This window comes from Methylobacterium sp. AC690, from assembly GCF_979256535.1.
The window spans coordinates 14,853-29,861 of sequence record NZ_CEEDOX010000004.1 but is presented as its reverse complement, the minus strand read 5'-3'; the positions used below and the strand labels follow the sequence as shown (position 1 = coordinate 29,861).

14 protein-coding genes are annotated in these 15,009 nt (G+C 70.0%); 5 read left to right on the top strand and 9 right to left on the bottom strand.

Annotated elements, in window-relative coordinates; all coding sequences use genetic code 11:
* The first annotated feature begins 82 nt into the window (after nt 1-82).
* On the top strand, nt 83-595 hold the full coding sequence (gene ldtR, locus AC0IY1_RS05630; RefSeq protein ID WP_055953756.1) for a transcriptional regulator LdtR: 513 nt from the start codon (nt 83-85) through the stop codon (nt 593-595).
* Between the two features lie 88 nt (nt 596-683).
* Here the strand turns inward: ldtR and AC0IY1_RS05625 are convergent, their stop codons facing one another.
* The 4 genes from AC0IY1_RS05625 to AC0IY1_RS05610 form a co-directional block, all read right to left on the bottom strand.
* Complete coding sequence (locus AC0IY1_RS05625; protein ID WP_055952674.1) at nt 684-1,214, bottom strand: phosphate-starvation-inducible PsiE family protein; 531 nt, start codon at nt 1,212-1,214, stop codon at nt 684-686.
* A 162-nt stretch (nt 1,215-1,376) separates the two neighbouring features.
* Nucleotides 1,377-3,656, bottom strand: coding sequence for a xanthine dehydrogenase family protein molybdopterin-binding subunit (locus AC0IY1_RS05620; protein ID WP_471768297.1), 2,280 nt, complete (start codon nt 3,654-3,656; stop codon nt 1,377-1,379).
* Between the two features lie 107 nt (nt 3,657-3,763).
* Entirely contained in the window at nt 3,764-4,687 is a 924-nt protein-coding gene (locus tag AC0IY1_RS05615) for an alpha/beta fold hydrolase (RefSeq protein ID WP_471768667.1), read from the bottom strand.
* A 232-nt stretch (nt 4,688-4,919) separates the two neighbouring features.
* Complete coding sequence (locus AC0IY1_RS05610) at nt 4,920-6,074, bottom strand: dimethylmenaquinone methyltransferase (protein ID WP_471768294.1); 1,155 nt, start codon at nt 6,072-6,074, stop codon at nt 4,920-4,922.
* A gap of 238 nt (nt 6,075-6,312) precedes the next feature.
* Between AC0IY1_RS05610 and dinB the strand changes: the two genes are divergently transcribed.
* On the top strand, nt 6,313-7,401 hold the full coding sequence (gene dinB / locus AC0IY1_RS05605; RefSeq protein ID WP_103709093.1) for a DNA polymerase IV: 1,089 nt from the start codon (nt 6,313-6,315) through the stop codon (nt 7,399-7,401).
* Between the two features lie 22 nt (nt 7,402-7,423).
* Here the strand turns inward: dinB and AC0IY1_RS05600 are convergent, their stop codons facing one another.
* Nucleotides 7,424-8,593, bottom strand: coding sequence for an MFS transporter (locus AC0IY1_RS05600; protein WP_471768291.1), 1,170 nt, complete (start codon nt 8,591-8,593; stop codon nt 7,424-7,426).
* 102 nt (nt 8,594-8,695) lie between these two features.
* Here AC0IY1_RS05600 and AC0IY1_RS05595 point away from each other — a divergent pair, with 102 nt between their 5' ends.
* Nucleotides 8,696-9,712, top strand: a complete 1,017-nt coding sequence (locus AC0IY1_RS05595) for a LysR family transcriptional regulator (protein ID WP_471768288.1) — start codon at nt 8,696-8,698, stop codon at nt 9,710-9,712.
* Here the strand turns inward: AC0IY1_RS05595 and pqqA (AC0IY1_RS05590) are convergent.
* Nucleotides 9,705-9,794 (bottom strand): pyrroloquinoline quinone precursor peptide PqqA, encoded by a 90-nt coding sequence (pqqA, locus tag AC0IY1_RS05590; protein ID WP_055952690.1) that lies wholly within the window; start codon nt 9,792-9,794, stop codon nt 9,705-9,707. The genes AC0IY1_RS05595 and pqqA (AC0IY1_RS05590) overlap by 8 nt on opposite strands.
* A gap of 94 nt (nt 9,795-9,888) precedes the next feature.
* Nucleotides 9,889-9,978 (bottom strand): pyrroloquinoline quinone precursor peptide PqqA, encoded by a 90-nt coding sequence (gene pqqA, locus AC0IY1_RS05585; RefSeq protein WP_055952695.1) that lies wholly within the window; start codon nt 9,976-9,978, stop codon nt 9,889-9,891.
* A gap of 521 nt (nt 9,979-10,499) precedes the next feature.
* Between pqqA (AC0IY1_RS05585) and mgtE the strand changes: the two genes are divergently transcribed.
* Complete coding sequence (mgtE, locus tag AC0IY1_RS05580; protein ID WP_055952700.1) at nt 10,500-11,870, top strand: magnesium transporter; 1,371 nt, start codon at nt 10,500-10,502, stop codon at nt 11,868-11,870.
* Nucleotides 11,871-11,876: 6 nt separating this feature from the next.
* Here mgtE and AC0IY1_RS05575 read toward each other — a convergent pair whose 3' ends face one another.
* Nucleotides 11,877-12,623: a sigma-70 family RNA polymerase sigma factor gene (locus AC0IY1_RS05575; RefSeq protein WP_055952703.1), complete on the bottom strand. Its 747-nt coding sequence runs from the start codon at nt 12,621-12,623 to the stop codon at nt 11,877-11,879.
* 411 nt (nt 12,624-13,034) lie between these two features.
* Nucleotides 13,035-13,745, bottom strand: a complete 711-nt coding sequence (locus AC0IY1_RS05570; protein ID WP_055952706.1) for a Crp/Fnr family transcriptional regulator — start codon at nt 13,743-13,745, stop codon at nt 13,035-13,037.
* Between the two features lie 489 nt (nt 13,746-14,234).
* Between AC0IY1_RS05570 and AC0IY1_RS05565 the strand changes: the two genes are divergently transcribed.
* Nucleotides 14,235-14,957: a Crp/Fnr family transcriptional regulator gene (locus AC0IY1_RS05565; RefSeq protein WP_471768284.1), complete on the top strand. Its 723-nt coding sequence runs from the start codon at nt 14,235-14,237 to the stop codon at nt 14,955-14,957.
* Nucleotides 14,958-15,009 lie beyond the last annotated feature (52 nt).

The window sequence follows — 15,009 nt, the reverse complement described above, 5'->3', positions numbered from 1 at the left end:
TCATCTGGGACTTCTAGGTTGGCTTCATAAGCGGTGGCGAAGAACACCGGCCCTGAAACACAGAAACCTGAAGAGGCCCATGATGAAGTCCCAGGCTGCAAAGGTTAGCAAGACCGAAACCGCTCCCGAGGCCGCTCCGGCACATGGCTCGTATCTTGAGGCCCTGCACCTCGTCGAGCGCCTGCACCGCCGCCTCCTCGACGTGATCAAGGACGAATTCGAGCGCCGCGACCGCGAGGACGTCAACAGCGTCCAGGCCCTGCTGCTCTACAACATCGGCGACAAGGAGCTCACCGCGAGCGAGCTGCGCACCAAGGGCTACTATCTCGGCTCGAACGTCTCCTACAACGTCAAGAAGCTCGTCGAGGCAGGCTACCTCCACCACGCCCGGTCGAAGACCGACCGCCGCTCGGTCCGCATCAGCCTCACCGACAAGGGCCGTCAGGTCCACGACATCATCCAGAGCCTGTACGACAAGCACGCCCGCACCATCCAGCCGATCGGCGGGATCTCGGACGACGATTTCGGTCGCCTCAACACCGCGCTCAGCCGCCTGGAGCGCTTCTGGACCGACCAGATCCGCTACCGCCTCTAGGACCGGATCGCGCGATCGCAGCATCGCACAAGCCCGGCTCGCCGGGCTTGTTCGCGTTCCGGGGTCCCCGTGAGGGCGTCCCGCTCCGTCAGGAGCCCGCGTGCTCGGCCGATTCCTCGCCCGCCGGCTTGCCGTCGTCCCGGGCACGGTGGAGCATGAAGATCGCGAACACCATCGTGAGGATCAGGCCGGCGAGGACGCCGAGCTCGATCATCGAGGCCTGGAACAACGCCTGCTTCTCCGGCGACCAGTCCTTGGCGTGGGTGATCTCCGACGATTGCAGGGTGATGACCAGAACCCGTCGGATCGAGGCGATCAGGCCGACGATGAGGAACGGCTCGCAGGTGAGCTTGCCCGAGCGCATCGACACCCGCACCGTGTGCAGGATCTCGATCAGCATCAGCAGGAACAGCAGCCGGTCCACCACCTCGAGGATCTGGTCGGCCCCGCCCAGGTGGCGCAGGGCTTCCCAGGTCAGCGCGGTGGCGTCGACCAGGGCGACGAGGGCCGTGAGGGCGAGGAGCACGCCGAGGGCCGCGTAGATCGCGTGCTCGGTGTGCAGGAAGACGAAGCTCGCCGCACGCGTGAGCCGGCCCTGATCGTCCCGGTCGTCGGACATGACGCGCTCCCCCCTCTGTCGGGTCGATCAGACAGGATCGACGGGCGGGCGTCCAGCGCGGCCACGCTCCGGGACCGGCCCGGGCGGAGCGCCCGCGACGGCCGGGGCGTTCACGACCGCGTCAGCGCCGCAGCATCGACGGTCGCAGCGGCGCAGGCCGGCTCACAGCATGTCCTCGACCCGGATCGGCAGCGACCGGATCCGGCGGCCCGTGGCGTGGAACACCGCATTGGCGATGGCGGCGTTGACGCCGATGATTCCGAGCTCGCCGAGACCCTTCAGGCCGAGGGGATTCACGGCGTCGTCCGGGTCCGGCACGAGAAGCGCCTCGACCTCCGGCGCATCGGCCGCGGTGGCGACGAGGTACTCGGCCAGGTCCGCGTTCCGGTAGTGGCCGCGGTCGAGGATCGTCTCCTCGAGAAGCGCCGAGCCGAGGCCCCAGATCATCCCGCCGGTGAGCTGGCTCCGGGCGGTCAGCGGATTGAGGACCCGGCCGGCCGCGAAGGCGCCGAGGAGCCGCGGCACCCGGATCTCGCCGGTTTCGTCGTGAACCCGCACCCGTGCGAATTGCGCCCCGAAGGCCCAGGACAGGGCCTTGCTGCCGGCCCCCGTGCCGAGGGCCATCTTGCCCGCCTCGATCGCCTCCAGGGCTTCCGGCCCCGACCCCTCGGGGGTGAAGGCCGCCACGGTCTCGATCCCGTTCGGATCGAGGCTCGCGACGAGCGCCCGCAGCGGACAGGTCCGCCCGTCCGGCGCGACGAGACTGCCCGCCTGCAGTCGCACCGTCGCGGGATCCGCCTCGGCCAGGGCACCGGATGCGATGGCGGCGGAGGCCAGGCGCGCTCGAAGGGTCTCGCAGCCCTGGGCCAGGGTGTGGAGCAGGCTGGTCGTGGTGGAGGAGCCGCCCGAGAGCCCCGCCGCTGGCAGCGCCGTATCGCCCAGGCGGACCGTGACGGCCTCGGGCGCGGTGCCGAGCCACTCGGCGGCCCCGAGGGCGAGCAGCGTCGTGATCCCGTTACCGATCTCGTGGTGGGCGGTGGCGACGGTGACGCGGCCATCGGCCGTGAGGTGGATCCGCAGGGTGGCGGGGGAGATCTTCACCGGCCGGGCCGAGGCGGCGCAGCCGAATCCGATCCGCCACGGGCCGTCGCGCATCCGCCCCGGTTCCGGATCGCGGGTCGCCCAGCCGAAGGCTTCCGCCCCGGCGTCGAAGCAGGCCATCAGCGGACGCGAGGAGAACGGCTTGTCGGAGATCGGATCGGTGGCCGTGTCGTTGCGCCGGCGCAGGGCGATGGGGTCGATCCCGAGGGCGACCGCCATCTCGTCGACGGCGCTCTCCAGGGCGAAGAGGTAGGGCACCTCGGGCGGCGCCCGCATCGGCCCCGGGGTGTTGCGGTCGACCCGCACGGCACGCTCATCGGTCCGGACGGCCGGGCAGGCATAGAGGCTCGCGGTGACGTCGGTGCCCTCCATGGCGAAGGGATCGAAGCGCGAGGCGATGACCGCGGCCTCGTGCACGAGGGCGGTGAAGCGCCCGTCCGCGCGCGCGCCGAGGCGGATGTCGTGCCGGGTCTCGGGCCGATAATTGGCGATGGTGAAACCGTCCCGCCGGCTCGCGACCAGGGAGACCGGCCGACCGAGGGCGCGGGCCGCCAGGGCGACCGGCGCCGTGTACTGCGCCAGGGCGAGCTTGGCGCCGAAATGGCCGCCGATCAGGCCCGAGACCACCCGGATGTCGGCCGGGTCGAGGCCGAGCTGCGCGGCGAGGCCGTGCCGGACCGCGCCGATGTAGCGCGACGGCTCGTGGACGGTGAGGCGCGGGCCGTCCCAGGCGCAGGTGGTCGTGAACAGTTCGATCGGGTTGTGGTGCTGGATCGGCGTGGCGTAGCGCGCGGCCACGGTGACGTCCGCCCGCGCCAGGGCCGCGTCGGCGTCGCCGATCCGAGGGTCGTGGTGCTCCGGCTTCAGGTCGGCCAGGCGCACGACCTCCGCCCGCGGCGCATCGAATCCGTCGGCGAAGGCCTCGGCCGCGTAGTGAACCCGGGTGCAGGCCGCCGCGGCGCTCGCCGCCTCGACAGTCTCCGCCACCACCAGAGCGACGATCTGACCGGCATACGCCACCGCGTCCGAGCCCAGGGGCAGGTGACCGCTATTGGCGTAGCCCCCGGCCATGAGGTGCTTCACCGGCCGGATCGCGCCGGCGAAATCCCGATGGGTGAAGATGCGCAGGCAGCCCGGGACCGCCTGCGCCGCCGCGAGGTCGAAGCCGGTGATCCGTCCGCGCGGAATGGGGCTGGTGACCAGAGCGGCGTGAGCGAGGCCCGGCAGGCGGGTGTCCGAAGCGTAGACGGCCGTGCCCGTGACCTTGGCGCCACCCTCGACACGCGGATGCGGATGCCCCAGCCAGATCGGGCGATCGGGCAGGTCGGTCGGTCTCGCCATCGGGCTCTCCTCGCCTCACGGCAGGAGTAACCGCAGGGCCGGGCCGGGCGATCCGGGCGCGACCGCGAGTCGCTCAAGCGCCCGCGGTGCGGTGCGACGGCCGGCCCTCAGGCCAGAAAGGGACGCAGGTGGTTCAGCACCAGCTCGGGGGCTTCCTCCTGCAGCAGATGCCCGCAGGGGAGGGCGTGCCCCTCCACCCGGTCGGCCTTCTCGCGCCAGGTGGCGGCGACGTCGTAGAGTTCGCCGACCGTGCCCCGCGCGCCCCAGAGGGCGAGGAGCGGCGCCGTGACCCGGCGTCCGGCCGCGTCGTCCGCGGCATCGTGGTCGAGGTCGATGCCTGCCGCGGCGCGGTAATCCTCGCAGATCGCATGGATGCTGCCGGGCGCCTGGTAGCAGCGCAGGTATTCCCGGATCATCGCCTCGCTCGGAATCCCGGGCGTCCGGCTCTGGCCGGCGAGGTGGTGACGCAGATAGGCCTCCGGATCGGCGCCGATCATGCGCTCCGGCAGGGGAGCGGGCTGGATCAGGAAGAACCACCAGAAATAGCGGGTCGCGAAGGCGCGGTCGGTCCGGGCGTACATCGTCTGCGTCGGTGCGATGTCGAGGACGGCGAGGCGGTCCACCGCGGCGGGGTGGTCGAGGGCCAGGCGATGCGCGACCCGGCCGCCGCGGTCATGTCCGACGACCGCGAAGCGCGCGTAGCCGCAGGCCCGCATCAGCGCGATCGCATCGGCCGCCATGGCCCGCTTGGCGTAGGGGGCATGATCGGCCGCCGAGTCCGGGCGCTCGGAATCGCCGTAGCCCCGCAGGTCGGGGGCCACGACGGGATGGCCCAAGTCACGCAGCCGGGGCGCGACCGCGTGCCAGGTGGCGTGGGTCTGGGGATGACCATGGAGCAGCAGGACCGGGAGACGGTGCCCGCCCGGCGACAGGGCGACCCGAAGGCGCAGGTCGGGCAGCGTCGCGTCCGCGAGGTCGAAGCCCGGCAGGAACGGACATGGCCCACGGCTGAGGAGGTCGATCGGCGGCATGGTGTCCCCGGAAACGTCGCTGAGAAGGTGGGCCCGCCCCGGCATGGAACCGGTTCCGAAGCGCCGGCGGGTGTCCGGCACCGCGCGCGACGCCGCGGTGCCAGGCAGCGGGACGTCCCGAGGCGCGGATGCCGCGGGCTGCGTGCGCCGACGAGTCTGCCGCGCTCTGGCCCGGCCGGCAATTGGGCCCGCTCGGCAATCGGGCGCGGCCGGGTCGGCGCGATCGCGCGCCTCAGCCCTTCCAGTTCTTCAGGGCCCCGAACGGGCTCAGCGCCGGATCGGCCGCCGGCGGGTTCAGCACGGGCTCGACCTGCGCGATGGCGTCCGCCAGGGAGAAGGCCGAGCCGCTGGTCAGCTTGCCGCCCGCGGCATCCTTGTGGCCGCCGCCGCGGAAGCGCCGCGCGCCGTCGAGGGCGGTCTCGTTGTTGGAGCGGAAGGACATCGTGCCGGCCCGCTGCACGTTGAGGACGCGCTTGGCCCGGCCGCTCTCCATGATGAGGTCCGAGACCCGCTGGAAGGTGCCGGAATCGAGCCCGAAGGACATCAGCGTGCCGTCCGAGAGGGGATGGAACAGGTCCGAGCGGGCGAGCACCCGGGCGATGCGCATGCGGGTGGTGAGGGTGCGGTCGTCCTCGGCATCCTCGGCGAGGTAGCCGTCGAGGATCGCCTTGCGCAGGGCCGGCACCTGGCCCTCGATCACGGCCGGGGAGGCGCCGTCGCCGAGGAGGCGGGCCGCGCCGAGGAGGAGGTCGCCGACGAACCGGTCGTGCCAGGGATGGCCGATCGGCACGAGGTTCGAGACGTTGTCCCAGAACATCTCGTCGAGGCTCAGGCCGCTGCGGAAGGCCGGCCGGTCCTTGCGCCACAGATCCACGGCATCGACCGCCGTCACCAGGGCGCCGAGGATCGGATCCTCGCCGCTCTCGCGGGTCGCGTAGAGGGCCCGGTGCTCGTAGGCCATCCGGGTGGCGCAGCAGGCCTCGTCGATGAGCACGACGAGGTTCGGATCTTCCAGGTCGAAGCGCTGCAGGCTCGGCGTTGCGGGATCGGCCAGCGGTGCGAGGCCCTGCTCGCGCAGCTGGTCGACCGAGGAGGCGTGGTGGTCGAGGACGACGAGCCGGTGGCGTGCCTCGGGCTCGCGGCGGCGGTTCAGGGCGGCGAAGTTGCGCAGGAAGGTGACGGCCACCGCCTCCAGGCCGAGATCGGTCATCAAGATCATTTCCGGGGCGGACGCCTTGCCGAGGCGCTTCAGCTCGGTCTCGACCACCGGCCCGACATCGGAATAGCGCGGCACGTGCACGATGCGGGCGACCTCGGCGAACTGGCCGACCACCGTGGAGGCGCCGTAGCCGTCGAGGTCGTGGTGGGTGATCTGGGTGATGTTCAAGAACCTGTCCTCGGGCGAATCGCGAAGCACGGGCTTCGTGTGACCTGGGCGCCCTTATGCGGCACGCCCCGGTTCGCGGCGAGCCCCCCGCGCGGTGAGCCCCCTGGTTCGTCCCTGCTCGGCTGCGTCGGTTTCGCGGGGGATCGGGAGCCGGCAGGGGTTGATTCCCGGGCCGGGACCGGGATGCTGCGAACAGACCACGAACACCAGCGATAGAACGATCGGAGGAGCGTCCGCGATGGACCCGGACGGCGCGGGCGCGATCCGCAAGATCATCCATATCGACATGGACGCGTTCTACGCCTCGGTGGAGCAGCGCGACGACCCGGCGTTGCGGGGCCGGCCGGTGGCGGTGGGCGGATCGCGCGAGCGCGGCGTGGTGGCGGCGGCGAGCTACGAGGCGCGGGCCTTCGGCGTACGCTCGGCCATGCCCTCCGTCACCGCGCGCCGGCTCTGCCCGGACCTCGTCTTCGTCAAGCCGCGCTTCGAGGTCTACCGCTCGATCTCCGAGCAGATCCGGGCGGTCTTCGCCGAGCACACCGACCTGATCGAGCCCGTGGCCCTCGACGAGGCCTATCTCGACGTGACGGAGAACCGTCAGGGACTGCCGACCGCCACGGCGGTGGCCCGCGCGATCCGGGCCACGATCCGCGCGCAGACCGGTCTCGTGGCCTCGGCCGGCGTCTCGTACAACAAGTTCCTGGCCAAGGTCGCCTCCGACTTCCGCAAGCCCGACGCCCTCTTCGTGATCACCCCCGCCATGGGGCCGGCCTTCGTCGAGGCATTGCCGATCGGGCGTTTCCACGGCATCGGCCCGGTCACCGAGGGGCGGATGAAGGCCCTCGGCATCCTGACCGGGCGCGACCTGCGCGCCCTCAGCCTCGAGGCCCTGACGAAGCGGTTCGGCGCCTCGGCGCCCTACTATTACGGGGTGTCGCGGGGCATCGACCCGCGTCCGGTCCGGGTCAACCGGATCCGGAAATCCATCGGCGCCGAGAACACCTTCTCGGACGATTCGTCCGAGTTCGCGGTGCTCGCGGAACGGCTGGCGCCGATCCTCGACAAGGTCTGGGGTGCCGCCACCGCCAAGGAAGTCCGGGCCCGCACGGTGACGCTGAAGGTCAAGTTCGCGGATTTCGAGCAGATCACCCGGGCCCGCTCGGTGCCCGGCTTCGTCCCGGATCGCGCCGCCCTGGAAGAGACCGTTCTGCTCCTCCTGCGCGACCTGTTCCCGCTCCGGCGCAGCGTGCGCCTCCTCGGGGTCTCCCTCTCCGCCCTGGAACACGGCCCCGCCCCGGAACCGCGCCAGCTCGGCCTCGGATTGTAGAGGCGCGCCCGGTTCCCCGAAGTCAGGGACACGCCACCGCGCCGGCGACGCGCCGGCCGCGCCGCAGAACGAGGAGGAAAGCGAGGCCGACCGCCGCCATCGCTGACCCCGCCACCGAGACCGCCGGATAGCCTCCGCCGAGGTCGATCACGAGGCCGCCGAGGGCCGCACCGATGGCGTTGCCGAGGTTGAACGCACCGATATTGAGGGCCGAGGCCAAGTTGGGCGCCTCGCTGGCCTCCGCCATTACCCGCATCTGTAGGGGCGGCACCAGGGCGAAGCTCGCGACGCCCCAGAGCAGGATGAGCGGGGCGGCGACCCAGCGCGAGTCCATCCCGACGGCGAACACCCCGAGCAGCAGGACCAGGGCTCCCAGGGAGGCAATGATGGTTCCGTCCACCGTGCGGTCGGCGAGGCGTCCGCCGGCCCAGTTCCCGAGGGTCAGGCCGACGCCGTAGACCACCAGCATCGCCGTGACGAAGGAGGCGTCCGCCCCCGTCTCGATACGCAGGATCGGGACGATGTAGGTGAAGACTGTGAACATGGCGCTCGACCCGAGGACCGTGAGCGCGAGGGCGCCGAGAACGGCCGGCCGCGCCACGACGCGCAGCTCCGCGCGGATATCGGGGGCGCGCTCCACGGGCAGGGGCGGCAAGGCCAGCCGCAGCGAGAGCATCGCGACGGCGCCGATGCCGGCGATGCCCCAGAAGGCCGCGCGCCAGCCCAGCGCCTCCCCGACCCAGGCGGCGAGGGGCACGCCGCCGATCGTCGCGATGGTCAGGCCGGAGAACATCGCGGCCACGGCGGCTGCACGCCGCTCAGGCCGTACGAGGCTGGCGGCCACCACCGATCCAATCCCGAAGAAGGCGCCGTGGTTGAAGGCCGTGACGATCCGTGCCGCGAGCAGCATCGCGTAACCGTCGGCGAGGGCCGAAATCACGCTGCCCACCGTGAAGATGCCCATCAGGCCCACGAGAAGCGCCCGGCGCGGCACCCGCGCGAAGGCGAGGGTCATCAGCGGGGCGCCGATCAGGACGCCGAGCGCATAGGCGCTGACCAGCAGGCCGGCGGCCGGGATCGAGACGCCGAGATCGTTCGCGATCAGCGGCAGCATGCCCATCGGCGAGAATTCGGTGACGCCGATCCCGAAGGCGCCGATGCTCAGCGCCAGCAGCGCAGGATGGATTGTCATGGGGGTTGCCTCTCGGTCATTGTTCCCGACAGGCACATGATGCAGCGCGACACCGGGCGGTAGCCCCATCTCCGGACCGACATCTGTGCGTCAGGAGCACGAATGCCGCGGGACCGAATCGACCGGACGGGGGAGATGGCGGCCTTCCTCGCCATTGCGCGAGACGGCAGCCTGTCCGCGGCGGCCCGCGGGCTCGGGCTGACCGCCTCCGCCGTCAGCCGCATCGTTGCTCGCCTGGAGGCACGCCTTGGCGTGCAGCTGATCGTGCGAACCACCCGGACGCTGCGCCTTACCGCCGAGGGCGAGAGCTATGCCCGTGCCGCGCGCCGCATCCTCGCCGATATCACCGAGAGCGAGAGCGCAATCGCCGATCAGGCCTCCCCCCGCGGTCGGGTCCGGATCAGCACCGCCTCCGCCCATGGACGACTGGTGATCGTACCGTTGCTGGCGGAATTCGTGACGCGCCATCCCGGCATCAGCGTCGACATCGACCTCAGCGACCAAGTCGCCGACATCCTCGGCGGACGCGCCGATGTGGCGATCCGCTTCGGGACTTTACCGGACAGCCCGCTCACCGCGCGCCGCCTCGGCGACACGGGCCGGACGGTCGTGGCCTCGCCCGCCTATCTGGCGCGGGTCGGAACACCGGACATCCCCGCGGACCTCGCCCGACACAACTGCCTCGACTTCAACTTCCGCCGCGCCGAGCCCGGGTGGCCGTTCCGGGAGGAGGGACGCGATTACCTCCTGGCGGTCTCTGGCTCCATGTCCGCCAACAACGGCGAGACGCTGGTCCAACTCGCCCTGGCCGGCATGGGCATCACCCGTGTCGGGCGCTTCCACATCGCCGACGAACTGGCCAGCGGGCGCCTCGTGCCGCTGCTGGAGCGCTACAATCCGCAGGACCGCGAGGCCATCCATGCGGTCTTCATCGGCGGCCCGTCGATGCCGACGCGCGTCCGGGTGCTGATCGACTTCCTGGCGGAAGCGCTGCGCTCGCCGAGGGAATCACCGCCGCCCGACACTCTCAGCCCAAACGAAAGGGGCGCCACCCTTTCGGATAGCGCCCCCTCGGATCAGCCGGTCCCGCGGGCGGGACCCGCGATCTCCCTTAGTTGAAGGGATCGATCTCGGCGGACTCGTAGCTCGTCACTTCCATGCCGACGCAGATTTCCTGGACGATGGGGGCAGACCATTTCATGACGTCTCTCCTGGTTGGTTTGGGATTGTGAAAGCCGAACCCGAATGGGTTCGATCCGCCTTCCGACTAAACGCGTGCCTCGATGGGCAGCGGCTTAGTTGAAGGGATCGATCTCGGCGGACTCGTAGCTGGTGACTTCCATGCCGACGCAGATTTCCTGGACGACGGGGGCGGACCACTTCATGGGAAACTCCTTCGTGTTCGACACCCTGGATATGCCGTTGTGTTGGGCACAATACAAGCGGGCGCTACACTTATATTTCTCATAGGATCTGGGAGAAATTTCCGGTCCCGCGCCGGAGGGCCCTGGGTATGCCGGGCCGGGCCGCGGAAAGCAGAGATATGATGCCGTAGCCTCTCGCATGCGCGGCGGACCGCGAGGGCTCGCGACCGGGCGGGGCGGCAGCAGCGCCACGGCCACGGGGGAAAGATCCGGCCGATGCCGGTTTCGGCTTGACGCCCCGGGGAGGGGAGGCGCACTGACGCGCCGCCGAACGGGCCTGCGCGGGAGTCCCGACTCACCACGTGGTGCGCGCTTCGGCTCCCTCTCGACGATACCGATGCCCAGCGACAATCCAGACCGATCGCCCGCGCCGTGCGCGGCCGCCTCCGCTTCCCTCGCCTGACGCCCCGCTGACCGGGCTCGGGCGGCTCGGCGCGGGACGGCCCGTCACGGCCGGATCGCGCGCCCTGCGAGGTGAGCCCATGAACGAGATCGCTTCCTTCCCGACCGGCATCGATCCGGCGGTGCTCGCCGCCCGCCTGTCGGACGAACGCGCGCCCGACATCGTCGAGGCGCTCAACGACGAGGCCCCGGAGGTCGCGGCCGCCATCCTGCTCGGCCTGCCCGTGGAGCGGGCGATCGAGGTGCTCGACCAGCCCGAACTCGACTGCGCCGCCGACATCATCGAGATGCTGCCGCGCGATCGGGTCGCCTCCTACCTTTCCGGCATGTCCGCCGATCGTATCACCGACCTCTTCCGGGAGATCGAGGAGCCGGGCCGCTCGGATCTGCGCGCCCGTCTCGACGCGGAGACCCGGGGCGCCGTCGACCGGCTCAGCACCTACGGCGAGGAGACCGTCGGCTCGCTGATGACGACGGAGTTCGTGGCCGTGCCGGGTAACTGGACGGTGCAGCAGACCCTCGATCACGTCCGCCAGGTCGAGAAGACCCGCGAGACCATCTATGCGATCTTCGTCCTCGACCCGCGCACCCGGGCCCTGACCAAGGCGGTGCCCCTGCGCCGGCTGATCTCGGGCAATCCGGGCGACAACGTGCTCTCGGTGGCGCCGAACCGCCGGCCGCTGGCGGTCTCGCCCACGGCCAGCCGCGAGGAAGCCGCCCGCCTGATCTCGCGCTACGACCTCCTGGCACTCCCCGTCATCGACGCGGTCGGCCACGTGATCGGCATCGTCACAGTCGACGACATGATCGACGCGATGGTGGAGAAGCAGACCCAGGACGTGCAGCGCTTCGGCGGCATGGAGGCCCTGCCCGAGCCCTACATGGACATCGGCTTCGGCACCATGATCCGGAAGCGGGCCGGCTGGCTCTGCGCCCTGTTCCTCGGCGAGATGATGACGGCCACCGCCATGCAGGGCTTCGAGGGCGAGCTCGAGAAGGCCATCGTGCTGACCCTGTTCATCCCGCTGATCATGAGCTCGGGCGGCAATTCCGGCAGCCAGGCCACCTCACTGCTCATCCGCGCCCTGGCCCTGCACGAGGTGCGCCTGCGCGACTGGTGGCGGGTAGCCCTGCGCGAGTTGCCCACAGGGCTCGTCCTCGGCATGATCCTCGGGGTGATCGGCATCGTCCGCATCGTGGTCTGGCAGAAGACCGGCCTGTACGATTACGGCGAGCACTGGATGCTGGTGGCGGCCACCGTGGGAGCGGCCCTCGTCGGTATCGTCACCTTCGGCTCGCTCACGGGATCGATGCTGCCCTTCCTGCTGCAGCGCCTCGGCTTCGACCCCGCCACGGCCTCGGCCCCGTTCGTCGCCACCCTCGTCGACGTCACGGGCCTCGTGATCTACTTCTCGGTGGCGATGCTGATCCTGCGCGGGACGCTGCTGTAGGCGGCCTCAGGCCCGGGGCCGGAGGCTGAGGTCGCTCAGCACGGAGGTGGCGAGGCGGTCCGGCCCGATCTCGTTGGCGGAGTAGCCGACGAGGGCGGCGAGACTTTCGCGGGCCCGCCAGACCCGGCTCTTCACCGTGCCGATCTTGCAGCCCATCACCGTGGCGGCCTCGTCGTAGGTCATGTTGTCGATGGCCACCAGCGTCAGGGCCTGGCGCAGGGTCGTGGAGAGCCGCCCGATGGCGGCGTTGACGTCCTCCAGGTCGAGGACGGCGCCCTGGGCCGGCAGGGTCACCAGCTGGGCCGCATAGCTGCCGTCGCTGTCCTCGACCTCGTGCACGCGCTTGCGCTGGCCGGAATAGAATGTGTTGCGCATGATGATGGTCAGCCAGCCGCACACGTTGGTGCCGGGCGTGAAGCTCTCGCGGTACATCCAGGCCCGCAGCATCGTGTCCTGAACCAGATCGTCGGCCCGGGCGGCGTCGCGGGTCAGGGAGAGCGCGTACTTGCGCAGGCCCGCCGCATGGTCCTGGAGCCCTTGCCGGACCTCCGCCGTGAGGGTCTCGCCGCGAGCGGCCAGCACCGCCTCGAGGCGTGCGAGCAGGACGGCGAAGCGGTCGGGCTGGTCATCATCGAGGGAGGCGTAGGTCTCGCGCAGGTGCTGCCCGAGGGTCCGACGGATCGACGCCGTCAGGGGCGGGGCGTTCTCGGGAACGAGGCGGGTCGGTGCATCGGATCCAGATTGCGATGTCATCCAGTATCTTCTCATTCGGCCGGGAGGGGCATGGGCCCCATCCCCGTGGGTCCGAGAGAGTGTGCAAAACGAGGAACTCACTCGCATCAACACAGGTTAATGGGAAGACATTCAAAGGTTTCTGCACGAAATCGTACGCTCAAGCTTAGATTCAGCCGCAAAACCGCAAAGTTTTTCTGTCGAGATACATTATAGGAATACGCAAAGAGCCCGCCACGGCTATTGCCGGGCGGGCCGAGTCCAGGGAGGAACGCATGATGCGTACACCTTCAACCCGGCAGGAGAGAGAGTGTTCACTGGCGCGTGAGCGCGAGATGGCGACGTCACAGCGCCATCGACCGTGGCCTGACGCGGCACCGCCGTCCGGGCGATGCCGTCGCAGCGAGGGTCGGCTGGGATTGACCTCTGGGGTCAGGCGCCTTCGATCAGGCGGAGGTACTCGGCTTCGGGCACACCGTAGCTGTCCCCCGCGACGCCCAGAAGTCCGGTGCGGTCGAGAACCCCGATCCGCCCGCGACGCGCCTTGATCAGGCGGTTGCCCTCCAGGAGCTGCAGGGCGAGGGTCACGGTCGTGCGCTGAACGCCCAGCATAAATGACAGGAAGTCATGCGTGACCGTCAGTTCGTCGCCGATGACCCGGTCGTGGCACATGAGCAGCCAGCGTGCGAGCCGGACCTCGATGTTGTAGCTCGCATTGGCGAAGGCGGTCTGCGCCGTCTGAACCAGTAGGGTCTGGACGAACCGCAGCAGCAGGTTGCGCAGCGCGAGGCTCTCCTCGGTGGCAGCCAGCAGCGCAGCGGCGTCGATGGCCAGCATCTCGCCCGCGTTCTGGACGAAGTGGTCGTAGGGCGTGCGGTCACTCCCCAGGAGCACCGGTGCGGCCCCCACGACCCCTTCGGGCCCGATGATACCGACCTCGACCTTGCTCGTTCCGGACGTCGTGATCGACGCGTAGCCGGCCTCCGGGAAGTAAAGATCCTGGATCGGGCGATGTGGATAGATCAGACCCTGACGCAACTCCGTCGGCATCGAGCGCAGATGCGGTTGAAGCAAAAGGTAATCGCTTGGCGAGAGCCGCCTGAGCAAGCGGTTACGAACGGCAGATTGCTCTAGCAGCGACACGGCCCTGTCCCTTGGGGCAAGAGCACAAATAGTCTCTCACGGACCCATACTCAGGAATATATACAAGCGATTTCTCGACTATCTGTACGATGCGAGACAAAGGCAAGCCCGGCAGGAGATCTGTCGGGTAGTCGACATTCCTCGAATGTCGGCCACCACACCAAGAGCGCAGAGCCCTGTCCGAGCTGGCTTTTTAGGATTTATTAACGCTGCGGATCGGGGAATATCACGACCGGCCGCGTGTCTTGCGGTGGCGGTACGCGGGTCGACGGCTCGCCATCGATGCCCCTGCGGTCGCATCTCGGCAGGACCACGCGCAGGCGGAGCAGCCCGGAATCGGTTGGAGGAGGGGCAGGACGCCGTGACGGGTTGGGTGAACGCTGAGCCTCGGGATCGGGCGCGTCGACGAGCGCCGGAACATCGGCAATGAGTGCGTCGGGCGCGGGTCCGGGGCTGCCCCGCCGCTTAGCCTCGCGCGATGACGACGCTGTGACGGCCCCTCTGATCCGGAAGCTGGAGCGCTTCGGGGCCGTGTCGGCCGAGGATCGGGCGATCCTGACGCGCCTCTGCGTCCCCGTCGATCCCGTCGGACCGCGCACGGAGATCGCGCGCGAGGGTGAGCGTCCCGACGGCGTCTTCGTCCTCGTCGAAGGCATGGCCTGCCGCTACAAGCTGCGCGCCGACGGAACCCGACAGATCCTCGCCTATCTTGTTCCGGGCGATTTCTGCGACCTCGATATCGGCCTGCTCGACCGCCGGGACCACGCGATCGCCAGCCTCTCGGCCTGCCGCATCGCGCGCATCGATCCTGCGCCCCTCGGGGACCTCGTCAGCCAGCAGCCCCGTCTGGTCACGACCCTGCGGCGGGCGAACCTGGTGGACGACGCGACTCTGCGCGAGTGGCTCGTAAACCTCGGCTCCCGCTCCGCGATCGAGCGGATCGCCCACCTGTTCCTGGAACTGCTGATGCGCCTGCGCGCCGTCGGACTGGCCCGGGGCGACGGCTACGACCTTCCGGTGTCCCAGCTCGACCTGGCCGATACGACCGGCCTCTCGACCGTACACGTCAACCGCACGCTTCAGGAACTGAAGCGGCAGGGCCTGATCGAGCTGCGCTCGCGGATTCTGATGATCCGGAACGTCCAGCGTCTGACGAGCCTCGCCGGCTTCGATCCCCGCTACCTGTCGCTGAGTTCCACGACGCTCCGCTAGGGTCCGGTCCGGCCACGGATCGCAGCCACAATCCTCCCAGCTGGAGCACCAG

Bases quoted from the DNA above. Each gene is read 5' to 3' on its own strand.
- AC0IY1_RS05575 (WP_055952703.1), bottom strand. From the start codon at position 12,623: ATGACATCGCAATCTGGATCCGATGCACCGACCCGCCTCGTTCCCGAG.
- AC0IY1_RS05615 (WP_471768667.1), bottom strand. From the start codon at position 4,687: ATGCCGCCGATCGACCTCCTCAGCCGTGGGCCATGTCCGTTCCTGCCG.
- AC0IY1_RS05620 (WP_471768297.1), bottom strand. From the start codon at position 3,656: ATGGCGAGACCGACCGACCTGCCCGATCGCCCGATCTGGCTGGGGCAT.
- AC0IY1_RS05595 (WP_471768288.1), top strand. From the start codon at position 8,696: ATGCCGCGGGACCGAATCGACCGGACGGGGGAGATGGCGGCCTTCCTC.
- dinB (WP_103709093.1), top strand. From the start codon at position 6,313: ATGGACCCGGACGGCGCGGGCGCGATCCGCAAGATCATCCATATCGAC.
- pqqA (WP_055952690.1), bottom strand. From the start codon at position 9,794: ATGAAATGGTCTGCCCCCATCGTCCAGGAAATCTGCGTCGGCATGGAA.
- AC0IY1_RS05625 (WP_055952674.1), bottom strand. From the start codon at position 1,214: ATGTCCGACGACCGGGACGATCAGGGCCGGCTCACGCGTGCGGCGAGC.
- AC0IY1_RS05600 (WP_471768291.1), bottom strand. From the start codon at position 8,593: ATGACAATCCATCCTGCGCTGCTGGCGCTGAGCATCGGCGCCTTCGGG.
- ldtR (WP_055953756.1), top strand. From the start codon at position 83: ATGAAGTCCCAGGCTGCAAAGGTTAGCAAGACCGAAACCGCTCCCGAG.
- pqqA (WP_055952695.1), bottom strand. From the start codon at position 9,978: ATGAAGTGGTCCGCCCCCGTCGTCCAGGAAATCTGCGTCGGCATGGAA.
- mgtE (WP_055952700.1), top strand. From the start codon at position 10,500: ATGAACGAGATCGCTTCCTTCCCGACCGGCATCGATCCGGCGGTGCTC.